Genomic DNA, 13,006 nt, shown 5'->3' on the forward strand with positions numbered 1-13,006 from the left:
GCATGCAGGCTGGCGCCGTTGGTGTTGCCGGCGTGAGGAGCGCCGTGGTCTTGTTATGACGTCGTCCGAATCACTCTTTACTGGGCCGAGCTGGAACCACTCACCGGATGCTGGGCCTTGAACTGCTGCCACTGCTGGCGGCGAGCCTGGTTCTGCGCCTGGATGGTGGCAAGCTGGCTCTGCTGTGCCGGGGTCAGGATCGAATAGATCTGCGCGCGGATGGCGGCGCGCTGCTGCACGCGGGCCTGCATCGCGGCGCCTTCGGCCTGGGCCAGGGCGGTAGCGGCGGCCTGGTAGCCGCTGGCGTTCGGCGCCATCGCCTCAAACGCCTGACGCTGCTGCTGCAGGGCCTGGCGCTGCGGCTTGTTCTGCGCGAACGCGTTCTGCATGACCTGCTTGATGCTGGCCTTCTGCGCGTCGGTCAGGTTGAGCTTGCTGTATGCCTCGAAGCCGCCATGGTGGCCGTGGCCACCATGAAAACCGCCATCCTGGGCGGCAGCCATGGCGAACGGGGCGAGGGCCATGGCCGATGCCAGCACCAGGGCGACAGTTACATTCTTGCGCATGGGGAATTCCTTGGTCGTTGGGGTGGACTTGCTGGTGTCCATTTGACGACAGCGCTATGTGTATGTTCTTTGCCGAAAGGTAAAGAAGCGTAAAGCCGATAGAGTTCGCCCGGTGGCGCGGCTTGAATGGCCTCGCAGCTACGGATCACCCATGCCAAGAATCCTTATTGTCGACGACGATCGTGCCCTGTGCAGCTTGCTGGCGGAGTATTTGCAGCGTGAAGGCTTTGTGGTGGATGTCGCCCATGACAGCGAGTCTGGCCTGGCCCAGTTGCATAACCAGTCCACGCGCCCCGACCTGCTGATCCTGGATGTGATGATGCCCGGCCGCGACGGGCTGGAGACGCTGCGCGAGCTGCGCCTGAAACACCGCCTCCCGGTCATCATGCTGTCTGCGCGAGGTGAACCGGTGGATCGTGTGATCGGGCTGGAGCTGGGGGCGGACGACTACCTGACCAAACCTTGCCTGCCGCGCGAGCTGCTGGCCCGGGTGCGCGCGCAGCTGCGGCGCAATACGCCGATCGCGGCGGGTACGCTCCAGGTCGGCGCGTTGCGGCTGGAGCCCAGCGAGCGGCGCGCCTATGTGGAGGAGCAGGAACTGTCCCTGACCGGCGCGGAATTCCAGCTGCTGCTGGCCCTGGCGCAGCGCACCGGCGAGCTGGTGGACAAGGCGACCTTGACGCGCATGGCGCTGGGGCGCGAGCTGGAGCGCTTCGATCGCAGCATCGACGTGCATGTGAGCCGCTTGCGCCACAAGCTGACCGAAGCCTCGGCGCAGTCGCCGCGCATCGAGTCGGTGCGCGGCGCCGGCTACAGTCTGGTCGCGGGGGGCGCGTGAGTCCGTTCAAGAGTTCGCTGTACTGGCGCCTGCTGATCAGCTTCTGCGCCGTCAATCTGCTGGCGTTGGCGCTCGGTGGTTTCCTCACCACGCGCTTTGCCGCGTACACCACGGCCGTGGAAATCAATTGGGCCAATCTGGCCCAGGGTGCCGACCAGGCGTATGAGGCAGGCGGTACCGCCGCGCTGGCCGAGTGGGCGCTGCAGCAGCGTCACGAGGGCATCGAGGCCAGCTTGTACGAACAAGGGCAGGCGCTGGTGCCGATTCGCCTGCCGTCATCCGTGCAGGGCTCGCTGCAGACCTGGCTCGACGCCAAACGCGACGTGGTGTTGCAGCCATGGCCGAATCTCTATCTCGCCGTGCAGCAAGTGACGGGGGCGGACGGCAAGACGCGTCAACTGGTCGCCTTGAGTCGCGTGCACACGCGCTTGCGGCCGCAGACGCGGCAGACCATTTTCCTGGCCATTCAGGGCGTGCTGTCGCTGATCTTCATCGGCATGGTGGGCTGGTGGGTGGCGCGCAACGTGGCGGGACCGGTGGAAGCGATTCGGCATGCAACGCAACGCATGGCAGCGGGGGAGCTGTCCGCCCGCGTGGGTCGCGACCAAGGCCACGCGCATGACGAGCTCGCCCAGCTGGCGCGCGATTTCGACACGATGGCCGAACGCATCGAAGCGCTGGTCGCGCACGATCGCAGCGTGCTGCAGGACCTGTCGCACGAACTGCGCTCGCCACTGGCGCGCCTGCACCTGATCCTCGATCTGGCCCGGCGCAGCAAGCATGCCGACGAAGCGGCTGGCTATTTTCAGCAGGCCGAGCAGGAAATCGACCGGCTCGACAGCATGACTGGCGAGATGCTCGCGCTCTCGCGCCTCGAAGGTGGCATTCCGGGCGTCAGCCGTGAGCCGGTCGAGCTGGTCGGGCTGTTGAGCGAATGCGTGCGCCGCGCCGGGCTGGAGGCGCATGCGCGCGAGATCACGCTGGCGCTGCACCCGGCCGCGGCGGTGATGGTGTCCGGCAACGAGCTATTGCTGGAGCGCGCGTTCGACAACCTGCTCTCCAATGCCATCAAGTTCAGCCCGGTGGGTGGTCGTGTCGAGCTGTCCGTGCAGGCCGGCAAGGACAAGGTCGCGTTGTCGATCCGCGACCATGGTCCCGGCGTGCCGTCCGCCGAGCTGGAATCCTTGTTCCGGCCGCTGTTTCGCGGCAGCAACGCTGCACGCGCTGACGGTCACGGCCTGGGGCTGGCGATCGTGCAGCGCGTGGTGCGCGCGCATGGTGGCGATATCCGCGCCAGCAATGCCGATGGCGGTGGCCTGATCGTGCAACTGGACCTGCCGCTGGCACCGGCGGAGCGGGCCTGAGGTCTTGCCGGCAGGAAACCGGGCAGGGCTTGTTCCCTTGCAGCTCTACGAAAACGCCGCGACATTTGCCACACTCGGTTCCTTTGCCGTGGGTCGCCGATGCGCTCGAACGCTCTAGCCGCAGTGGGTCTGGCGCTATGCGCGGCGCTGTTCTTCACCATGACCTATGTGCTCAACCGCAGCCTGGTGGCGGGTGGTGGCCATTGGGCGTGGGCGGTCATCCTGCGCTATCTCATCACGCTGCCCCTGCTGGCGCTGGCCTTGCCCTGGCAAGGCGGCCTGGGCGAGTTGCCCAGGGAACTGCGCCAGTCCCCGCGCACGTGGTTGTTGTGGAGCGCGGTCGGCTTCGTCCTGTTCGGCCTGCCGCTCACCTGGGCGGCCAATAGCGGACCTTCGTGGCTGGTGGCGGGCAGCTTCCAGACCACGGTACTGGCGGGGCCATTGTTGTCGCCTTTCATTTATCGCGACGAAAGGCGGCGGCTGCCTTGGCGCAGCGTGGCCATCGGCGTGTTGATTGTGGCCGGCGTGTTCGCGCTTCAGTGGGGGCACGCGCAGGGGCGCCTGCGGCCGGGCGACTGGTTGGCGATGGCTGCCGTGGTGTTCGCCGCCTTCGCCTATCCGCTGGGCAACCGCATGCTGTTGTTGCATCTCGAGCAGAGCGGCTTGCGTATTGGCGCGACGCAACGCGTGTTCGGCATGACCTTGTGCAGCTGGCCGCTGTGGTGGCTGCTGGCGGCGGTGGCGTGGTGGACGATCGGGCCGCCCAGCTTGCGTGAAGTCTGCCTGGCCGGTGGCGTGGCGCTATCGTCCGGTGTGATCGCCACCGTGCTGTTTTTCCGCGCCACCGACATGGTGCGCAGCGAGCCGACCTCGCTGGCGGCGGTGGAAGCGATGCAGGCGGCGGAGCTGCTGTTCGCCACGGTGATCGGTGCGAGTTTTCTCGGCGAAGCCTGGCCGCACGGTTTCTCGGCAGCCGGCGCACTGATGATCATCGTCGGCATTGGCCTGTTTGGCTGGGTCAGCGGACGCTCGGCGGCCGGGCACGATGAGGTCGTGCGCACGCTGCGCACCGATCGCGGCGCCTGACCCGGACGTTTGGACCTTGCCTCCAGCCGCAGGCTCGGGTTACACCCTAGGTTCCGGCAGCTGCGCGCGCATCCGAAGCTGCAGCGCGTTGCCGGCTTCCTTTCGCAATCTGGGGTGGTGATGGGTTATCGGCGTAGTGCATGGATCATGGCGGGCGTGTTGCTGGGAGCAACGTCCTGGGTCAACGCGACAGCACCAGAGATGCCGCCATCATTGCGCTGGGACGCATCGACCCTGGGCAACCATCGGTATCTGGTGCAAGTGGATGCGCCGGCTGCCGCGGTGCATGTGGTGATCCCGTGGCGTCGCCGCGACGCGCACCCCGAGCAGGTCGCCGTCGTCGTCACCGATCCAAGCGGCAAGCCGGTCGGCAATGTGCTGCGTGGAAACATCGACCGCGCCAGCGGCGAACTCGTGTTTCAGGCGGCGCAGGCGGGTGTGTACGCGATTTATTACCAGCCCTACGTCAGCGTGGGTCGCAGCAACTATCCCACGGTCACCTATGCGACGCCGAAGGACAGCGCCGAGGCCGCCTGGTCACGCAAGATCGGCAGTGGCGCGCAGGCCTGGGCCAAGCTGCCGCAGGCAAGCGTGCTGCGCTATGAAGCCGTGGACGATTTCGACGCCTATACCGGGATGGAGCGAACCGCCACGCCGGCGCAAGTGCAGGCGTTGCTGGCAGCGCATCCGTCCGAATCCTTGCTCCTGTTCCCGGAAACGCGGGCCAACCCGGTACGCATGTTCGACAGCATTCCCGAAAGCTGGGCGCAGCGTGGAGCGGGCGGCAGCTTGAGCGAGCGCGCGCTGCGCGGCGAATACCTGAGCTTCCAGATAGGCGCCTGGGCCCCGCGCGGCAAGGTCGACAACCTGCGTGTCGAGTTCAGTGACCTGGTCGGCGCTGAGGGTGCGCGCATCCCTGCCAGTGCATTCACCGTTTTGAACCTCGGCGGTGTCGATTCAATCGGCAAGCCATTCTCGTTGCGCGTCGACGTGGCGCAGGGGCGAGTGCAGCCCTTGTGGATGGGGCTTGATGTGCCGGCGTCTGCCAAGGCGGATGTGTACCGTGGCGAAGTCACCATCGCTGCCGATGGCGTGGCGGCGCAGAAAGTGCCGCTGCTCATCACGGTGGGCGAGGGCCAGGCGGTGGCGCATGGCGATGACGACCCGTTCAAGCTGACCCGCATGCGCTGGCTCAATTCCACCCTGGCCCAGGACGATTCGCTGGTAAAGCCGTTCACCGCGATCAGCGTGAACGGGCCGACGCTAGGCATCCTCGGGCGCGACGTGAAACTAGCGGCCAGTGGCCTGCCGGCGCAGATCACCAGCGCCTTCGACGAGCGCATGACCGGCTTTGCTAAACAACCGACGGCGCTGCTGGCAGCTCCCATGCGCCTGGTGGTGCAGGACGGCACGGGTGACCATGCGCTGGACGCATCCGGGGTAGCCAAGATGCAGCGCGATGGCCCCGGCAAGGTGCACTGGCAGGTGGCAGGAAGTGCGGGGCCGCTGCAGGGCGAGGTCAAGGCCAGCCTAGAGGCGGATGGCACGCTGACTTATGCGATTGCCCTCACCGCGAAACAGGCCACTACGCTGCGTGATATCCGGCTGGAAATTCCGCTGAATCACGACGTGGCCAAGTATCAGCTCGGCCTTGGCCGCCAAGGCGATCGCGCGCCTGCCGCTTTCGACTGGAAGTGGAACGTTCAGAACAACCAGGATGGCGCCTGGATCGGCACGGTGAATGCCGGCCTGGCCTTCCATTTGCGCGACGAACACTACCTGCGCCCGCTGAATACGAATTTCTACCACCAGCAGCCGTTGCGCATGCCCCTGTCGTGGGACAACCAGGGGCAAGGCGGCATCCGCTTGCGCAGCCAGCCAAACGCGTACCTGGCCGAGGCGTTCAGTGGTCCGCGCACGATGAAGGCGGGCGAGACCTTGCGCTACGACATCGTGATGCGCGTGACGCCGTTCAAGACGATCAACCCGGCCGAGCATTTCTCCGAACGCTACTTCCACAAGTACGGCGATCTCGATGCAATCAAGGCCGAAGGCGCGAACGTGGTGAATATCCATCACGCCACGCCGATCAATCCCTGGATCAACTACCCGTTCCTCGAAGCCGGCGCGATGCGTGCGTATGTCGATGCGGCCCACCAGCGCGGCATGCGCGTGAAGATCTATGACACCGTACGCGAGCTTTCCGACCGTGCGCCCGAACTGCCCATGCTGGAAAGCCTGGGCCATGAAGTGATCAGCGCCGGCAAGGGCGGCGGTTTCTCGTGGCTGCAGGAGCATCTGGACGGCGACTACATCGCGGCATGGCACGTGCCGGAGAATCGCGATGCAGCGGTGATCAATGCGGGCCAGAGCCGCTGGCACAACTACTACATCGAAGGGCTGGACTGGCTTGCCCGCAATGTCGGGATCGATGGCCTGTACCTCGACGATGTCGCATACGATCGCACCACCATGAAGCGCGTGCGCAAGGTGCTGGAAGCGCGGCGCCCGCATCCGCTGATCGACCTGCATTCGGCGAGCCAGTACAACCCGCGCGACGGCTATATCAACAGCGCGCTGCTCTACATGGAGCTGTTTCCCTATATCGACCGGCTGTGGTTCGGCGAGGAGTTCGATTACGAGAAGACCTCGCCCGCTTATTGGCTCACCGAGATCTCGGGCATTCCGTATGGCCTGATGGGCGAGATGCTGCAGAACGACGGCAACCCGTGGCGCGGCATGCTGTTCGGCATGACGAACCGGCTGGGCTGGTCGCCGGGCAGCGATCCCCGCGGGCTGTGGAAGCTATGGGACGGCTTTGGCATCGCCCAGGCGGAGATGATCGGCTGGTGGGTGCACGACACGCCGGTGAAGACCGATCGCGACGACGTGCTGGCGACCAGTTATGTGCGCAAGGGCAAAAAGACGCTGATCGCCCTGGCTTCATGGGCGCCTGAAAAAACCGCAGTGAAGCTCAGCATCGACTGGCATGCGCTGGGTCTTTCGGCCAGCAAGGTCACCCTGGTGGCGCCGGCGGTCGACGGCTTCCAGCCGCAGGCGACGTTCAAGCCGGGTGATGCGGTTCCCGTCGAGCCCGGCAAGGGCTGGTTGCTGGTCGTCGAATGATGCGCATCGGGATTAAACGGAAGAAGGGTGCGCGTTCGCTCGCCTGGGTGGTGGCGCTGGTGTTGTTCTGGGCCACGTCTGCGAGCGCTGATGTTGCCGACGCGTCGCCGGCACCCGAGCAGGCGCCGCCGCCTGTCACCCGACTCGTGTTGGATGCGCCGGCGTTCGCGCCGGAGAAGATCAAGGTGTCCGTCTATCTGCCGCCGGGCTATGACGCGACGTCGTCGGCAAGCATCCGCTACCCGGTTCTATACGCGAATGACGGCCAGGACATGGCCGCGGTGGGTTTGCAGAAGACGCTGGACAAGCTGTATGCCGAGCATGCGCTGCAGCCGGTCATCGTGATCGCGATCGATATGCTTGCCGACCGTGCGTCCGCTTACGGCCTGTCCGATCGCCGGGCGAAGCGCAGCCTGGTCGGCGATTCGCGCATCGGTCCGATCGGTCGTCGTGCCTACGAGTACTCCGACTGGCTGGCGACGCAGCTGGTGCCCTATGTCGATGCCCATTACCGCACGCAGCGAACGGCACGCGGGCGCACCATGCTGGGCTGGTCGCTGGGTGGCCTCAACGCGTTCAACCTGGGCTGGCAGTATCCCGAGGTGTTCGCTCGTGTTGCGGCGTTCTCGCCATCGTTCTGGTTGGCGGGCGATCGCAGCAGTGCGCAGGCGATCGAATCATCGCGTCTGGCGCAAGCCATGGTGAACGACTCGACCCGGCATCGCGACCTGCGCTTCTGGTTCTCCGTGGGCGCACGCGAGGAAACCAATGACCGCAATGGCAACGGCATCATCGATGCGGTCGAGGATGTACAGGATCTGGTCGGCGGCTACCGCGCAGCCGACGGGTCGCAGCTGCGCGGGCTGCGCGATCTCGGCTATGCGGTGGACATGGACTATCTCCAGCACCCCTCGCGCAGTGCCAGTGTCGCCTTGTATGTGCTCCCTGATGGCGAACACAACCAGGCCACCTGGAAGCGCGTGTTGCCGGTTTTCCTGACCTGGGCCTACGGCACCAACCGGCCTTGAATGAGCCGGCGCCAGCGGGCGCCTCAGGTGCCCGTGGCGGCGAGTGGCGGATGCGACACGATGCGATTGCGACCGTCGCTCTTGGCGCGATAAAGCGCGGCATCGGCGCGCGCCAGCAGTTCATCGGCCGTGTCGGTGGGGCCGTCGAGGCTGGCCGCACCGAGGCTTACTGTCGTCTGTAGCGTGGTGCCGCGGGAATGGACGTGCAAGGTCTCGATACGCTTGCGGATGCGCTCGCCAATCGCCACGGCGTTGTCATGGCTGGCACCAGGCAGGCCGACGATGAATTCCTCGCCGCCATAGCGGCCTAGCCAGTCCGCTGGACGCAGCTCTTCGGCGATCGCCACGACCACGGCGCGCAGGCAGGCATCGCCGACCGCATGCCCGAAACGGTCGTTGATGGACTTGAAGTGGTCCATGTCCAGGAACAACAGCGCAAACGGTTCCTTCTGCAGGCGCGCCTCGGTGATCGCGGCGTTGAGGCGGCGCACCAGGGCACGGCGATTGAGTACGCCGGTGAGCGCGTCATGGTCGGCGAGGTGATGCGCCATGTCGCGCTCGCGCCGTGCGCGCAGCGAGGCATCCGCCAAACCGATCGTGACCACGATGCTGGCGAACGCCATGGTGAACGGGTAGCCGTATTCGAGCCAGCGTGGCTGGTCGAGGTTGAGCAGGACCTGGCTCAGGCGCAGCAGGGTAAACATCACCTGCGGCATCCAGGCGATCAGAAAGAACCGGGCCTGGCGGCCGTGACGCGACACCGCCAGCACGACCGTGCTCAAGGTCCACAACTCGGTCAGCATGAACCACACGTTGAAGCTGCTGGCCAGCAAGTGCGTGCGCACGGCAAACGGCAGGCATAGCAGCAGCGCGGCAAGCAGGAACGGCCAGCGCATCCAGCCCAGGATCTTCGCGGCCGTGGGGGTGATCTGCCGCAGTTCGCAGAATTCAAGGATGAACGAGACCAGCAGCGGTGTGCTCAGCGCCGCGAACAGCCAGGGCGCGTGCGTACCCAGGGGCACCAGCAGCTTGCCGCCCGGCAGCTCGTAGATCTCGCCGCTGGTGAGCATCTGGAACATCAGCTGGAACGTGGTGTAGCCGATGAAATACACTAGCACGCGGTCACGCAGCACCATCCACAGGCACAGCGCCGCCAGGATCATGGTGACCTGCACGCTGGCAAACATGGTGGTCAGGCGGACGTGGTTGAGATCCTCGGACTGGTAGCTGGCCAGGTCCGTCAGTGCGGGTTTGATCTGCCGCGTGAAGCTGTCGGCAGCGATCTGCACGTAGATCGGCTGTCCAGCGTGCAGGTCATGCGGCAGCTCCATCGCGAGGCGATGGCGCGAGAAGCGCGAGTTCTCCTCGGTTTGCGCAAACCACAGTGCACGCGGCTGGTAGTCGGGCGGCGCGTAAACCGTGATCCGTATGTACGTCGCGCCCGTGAAACTCAGCACCGGCGACGTCTCGCCCTGCCAGTCCGCGTTCGTATCCAGTCGATACCAGCGTTCGCTTTCGACGGCGTTGGGGGTATAAGCCGAGTGGCTCGGCACGAACAAGGCGTCCATTGGGCCATGCACGACTTGCGCCGGATCGACGACTTGCGTCGTCGCTGGCAGCGCCGCTATCTGCAGTGCGCTTCCGGGCTCCGCGGCAGGCGCCGCATGCGCCACCAGCACATAGAGCGCGGCGAACAGGCATGCAACGAAAACCACGATGGGTCCGCGATACATAAATCCCCCCATTGTCCGGCCCCCCGTTGCCGGTACCCCGAGTGCAGCCGATCGATCGGCTGATACCTCGTTGTGCACTATGTATCACGTTCGGCGGGCCGCTTGCAGGCTACCGGCGAAAAATTTGGCGCGTAAGAAACTGCAATGCGAACAGACGTTTGAGTGACCCTCGATCACGGCCGCCGCAAGTTCTATGCTTGCCACTTCGAGACGTGGGCAAGGCGGTTGCAACATGGCAAGTCAGGGCGAAGTGGAATCGGTGCCTCACTCAGGACATCGGCCAGCACCGCCGGAGCTTGAGCCGGCACCATTCATTCGCCACGGCACGCCGATCTTCAGGCAGACCAACCTGGCCTTGTTCGCCGCGGGCTTGGCGACGTTCGGGCTGCTGTATTGCACCCAGCCGCTGATGCCGGAATTCAGCAAGGACTACGGCGTGAGTGCCGCCACGGCATCGCTGTCCTTGTCGCTCACCACCGGCGTGCTGGCGGTTGCCATGCTGTTTGCCGGCGGCGTGTCCGATGCCTGGGGACGCAAGTCGGTGATGGCGGCATCGCTGCTGTCCTCGGCCGTGCTGGTGCTGTTGACCGCCCTGGTGCCGGACTGGCACATGCTGCTGATCCTGCGCACCCTGCTGGGGCTGACCCTGAGCGGCTTGCCCGCGGTGGCGATGACCTATCTCAGCGAAGAGATGCATCCGGAATCGATTGGCCTGGGCATGGGCTTGTACATCAGCGGCAATGCCATTGGTGGCATGGGTGGGCGCCTGGTCGCCGGCGTGATGGCCGATTTCTTCAGCTGGCGCGTCGGCGTCGCCACCGTCGGCACGATCGGACTGATTGCTGGCCTGGTGTTCTGGCGCAGCTTGCCGCCGTCACGACACCATATGCGGCAGCCGTTGCATCTGGGTGCCTTGATGGGACGCTTCCGGCTGGCGTTTCGTGACGCCGGCTTGCCGTGGCTGTTTGCCGAGGGCTTCCTGCTGCTGGGCGCGTTCGTCACGATCTACAACTACATCGGCTATCGCTTGCTGGCGCCACCCTACGGACTGAGCCAGGCCGTGGTGGGTACGATCTTCAGTGTGTACCTTATCGGCACGTTCAGCTCGGCGTGGATGGGACATCTGGCCGGGCGATTGGGGCGGCGCAAAGTGTTGTGGACGGCGTTCGCGCTGATGCTGTTCGGCGTGGGGCTGACCATGACGCGTCCGCTCATCTTGATCGTTGCGGGTATCGTGGCGGTGACGTTTGGCTTCTTCGGGGGACACTCGATCGCGAGCAGCTGGGTGGGGCGCCGCGCCGGCAATGCCAAGGCCCAGGCATCGTCGATGTATCTGTTTTCGTACTACATGGGCTCCAGCCTGGCAGGGGCGAGTGGCGGCCTGTTCTATGCGTCGCACGGCTGGAATGGCGTGGCGTTGTTCGTGGCGGCGCTGGTGATCGCGGGGCTGCTGATCGCCTGGCGGCTGTACTTCCTGCCGCCGCTGCCCGGTCCGCCGTCCCCCGGCACCGAGCCGCCGTTGCCGCAATAAGCCGGAACGGCAGCGGCCCCGCTGCCTGGCGGAGCCGCCACGGCTGTGGAAGCGCTTACTGCGCTTCCGGCCTGAGCATGTCCTTCACGGCCTGGTAATCGCCGTCATTTGCAGCCGCGGGCAGGCCGAGCAGGTGAGTCATCAGCGGATAGACGTCGACATTCGGGAACGAGGCGACCTTGATGCCCTCGCGGAACGCCGGGCCGTGCGCCACAAACACGGCCTGCATCAGCGGCGATGCATTGTCGTAGCCATGCTCGCCGAGGCTGAGCTTGCCATGCTTCTTCGCGATAAAGTCCGTCGTGGTGATGCGCCAGCCAACATCGGCCAGGCACAGCAGCTGGGGCACGCGCGGGTTGCTGCCATAGGCGAGTCGCGCGGGCACCCGTGACTTGTCCCAGCACGTCATATGCCTCTGCGGCTTCTCCAGCTGCGCTTCGATCTTCGCGAAATCATGACCTGGCGTGGGATTCAGGCCTGCCAGCACGCCCAGGCTGACGACGTCCACGCGCGTGAGCGGAATGACCTTGTCCAGCAGGATGCTGTTCTGCGCAGGCACGGAAGCCATGCCGTGGTCGGCCAGCACGATCATGTTCACGCGGTCGAACAAGCCACGTTGCTTCAGGCCTTGCACGAGGCGGGCGAGGGCGGCATCGGTCTCGCGCAGCGCCTGGTCCACCTGCGGCGTGTCCGGGCCGAACGTGTGGCCGGCATGATCGACTTCATCGAAGTACAGCGTGAGGAAGCTGGGGCGCTGGTCGGCAGGAAGATCCAGCCAGGCCAGCACCTGGTCTACGCGCTGGTCGGGCGTGACATGGCCGTCGTACGGTTGCCAGAAGTCCGGGTGCTGGCCATGAATGCCGGCTTCGGAGCCCGGCCAGAACATGGTGGCGCTCTTGAGGCCGTGCTGACTCGCGGTTATCCATAACGGCGTGCCCTGGTCCCACCAGCGGCCGTCGCCGACCGCATCGCGGTCACTCAACGAGAATTTGCCCAGCACCGGATCGACCATCGTGTTGTTCACGATGCCGTGGTGATCGGGCCGCAGGCCGGTCACGATCGTGTAGTGATTCGGGAATGTCAGCGAAGGAAACGAGGGCTGCATGCTGGCGGCATGCACGCCGTCGTTCGCAAGCGCGTCCAGCGCGGGGCTGAGGCCACGCTGGATATAGTCGGCGCGATAGCCATCAATGGAAATCAGCAGCAAGGGCGTGACTGCTGGTTTCGCCGTGCTGGCGGTAGGCGCGGGGCGCGCGGGTGAGGGTTGATTGGCGCAACCCGCACTGAACGCGATCAGCGAGCAAAGCAGCAGGCGAAACAGGAATTTCATGCGACGGTCCGTACGATGGAATCAAACGCCGTATCATCGCCTAGTCATATGACCATTACACGATCTTTTTACCGTTTCACCACGCTTGTTCTGCTCGCCACGCTCGCCTGGGCTGGCGTGGCTTGTGCGCAACAGGCGAGCACAGGCGGAACGGACGCGCCGTCACCTCAGGCTGCGGTAAACGCAGGTCATCGTCGGCCGCCGGCAACATCCGCCAAAGCGCAAAGCACCCGCGTGCCGGCGACAACGACGCGGGCGGAAAACCGGATGGCAAGCGTGCGGGCCAAAGCGGGCGACAAAGCGCATGACGATCACTATCAACCGGCCCAGCGCAATCTGATCGGGCAGTATCAGAATGCCGTGACGCCGCCGGTGGATGAGGGTCGCTAGCCGTTTGCGCGTGT

The 13,006-nt window shown here is 65.3% G+C and carries 10 protein-coding genes; 7 read left to right on the plus strand and 3 right to left on the minus strand.

The genetic code is table 11. The annotated features are described in order from the left end of the window. Positions 1-77: 77 nt before the first annotated feature. The gene (locus tag OUZ49_RS18860; protein ID WP_266152156.1) at positions 78-566 is read right to left on the minus strand and encodes a Spy/CpxP family protein refolding chaperone; all 489 of its coding nucleotides are present in this window, start codon (positions 564-566) and stop codon (positions 78-80) included. 151 nt (positions 567-717) lie between these two features. Between OUZ49_RS18860 and OUZ49_RS18865 the strand changes: the two genes are divergently transcribed. From OUZ49_RS18865 to OUZ49_RS18885, 5 genes are all read left to right on the plus strand, one after another. After that, a complete protein-coding gene (locus tag OUZ49_RS18865; protein ID WP_266152157.1) occupies positions 718-1,404 on the plus strand; it encodes a response regulator transcription factor in 687 nt (228 codons plus the stop codon). Beyond that, on the plus strand, positions 1,401-2,768 hold the full coding sequence (locus OUZ49_RS18870; protein WP_266152158.1) for a HAMP domain-containing sensor histidine kinase: 1,368 nt from the start codon (positions 1,401-1,403) through the stop codon (positions 2,766-2,768). Before OUZ49_RS18865 ends, OUZ49_RS18870 begins: the two co-directional genes overlap by 4 nt. Positions 2,769-2,867: 99 nt before the next feature. After that, positions 2,868-3,854, plus strand: coding sequence for a multidrug resistance efflux transporter family protein (locus tag OUZ49_RS18875; RefSeq protein WP_266152159.1), 987 nt, complete (start codon positions 2,868-2,870; stop codon positions 3,852-3,854). Between the two features lie 120 nt (positions 3,855-3,974). Beyond that, complete coding sequence (locus tag OUZ49_RS18880) at positions 3,975-6,980, plus strand: glycoside hydrolase domain-containing protein (protein ID WP_266152160.1); 3,006 nt, start codon at positions 3,975-3,977, stop codon at positions 6,978-6,980. Next, positions 6,980-8,008, plus strand: coding sequence for an alpha/beta hydrolase (locus OUZ49_RS18885; protein WP_266152161.1), 1,029 nt, complete (start codon positions 6,980-6,982; stop codon positions 8,006-8,008). Before OUZ49_RS18880 ends, OUZ49_RS18885 begins: the two co-directional genes overlap by 1 nt. Positions 8,009-8,031: 23 nt before the next feature. Here the strand turns inward: OUZ49_RS18885 and OUZ49_RS18890 are convergent, their stop codons facing one another. After that, entirely contained in the window at positions 8,032-9,741 is a 1,710-nt protein-coding gene (locus OUZ49_RS18890; RefSeq protein WP_266152162.1) for a sensor domain-containing diguanylate cyclase, read from the minus strand. A 232-nt stretch (positions 9,742-9,973) separates the two neighbouring features. On the opposite strand from OUZ49_RS18890, the gene OUZ49_RS18895 reads away from it, so the two are divergent. After that, positions 9,974-11,272, plus strand: coding sequence for an MFS transporter (locus OUZ49_RS18895; RefSeq protein ID WP_266152163.1), 1,299 nt, complete (start codon positions 9,974-9,976; stop codon positions 11,270-11,272). Positions 11,273-11,327: 55 nt separating this feature from the next. On the opposite strand, the gene OUZ49_RS18900 is transcribed toward OUZ49_RS18895, so the two are convergent. Next, positions 11,328-12,602, minus strand: a complete 1,275-nt coding sequence (locus tag OUZ49_RS18900; RefSeq protein WP_266152164.1) for an alkaline phosphatase family protein — start codon at positions 12,600-12,602, stop codon at positions 11,328-11,330. Positions 12,603-12,650: 48 nt separating this feature from the next. Between OUZ49_RS18900 and OUZ49_RS18905 the strand changes: the two genes are divergently transcribed. Further along, a complete protein-coding gene (locus OUZ49_RS18905) occupies positions 12,651-12,992 on the plus strand; it encodes a hypothetical protein (RefSeq protein ID WP_266152165.1) in 342 nt (113 codons plus the stop codon). The last annotated feature ends 14 nt before the right edge of the window (positions 12,993-13,006 follow it).

This window comes from Dyella halodurans (assembly GCF_026283925.1).
Taxonomy (GTDB): domain Bacteria; phylum Pseudomonadota; class Gammaproteobacteria; order Xanthomonadales; family Rhodanobacteraceae; genus Dyella; species Dyella halodurans.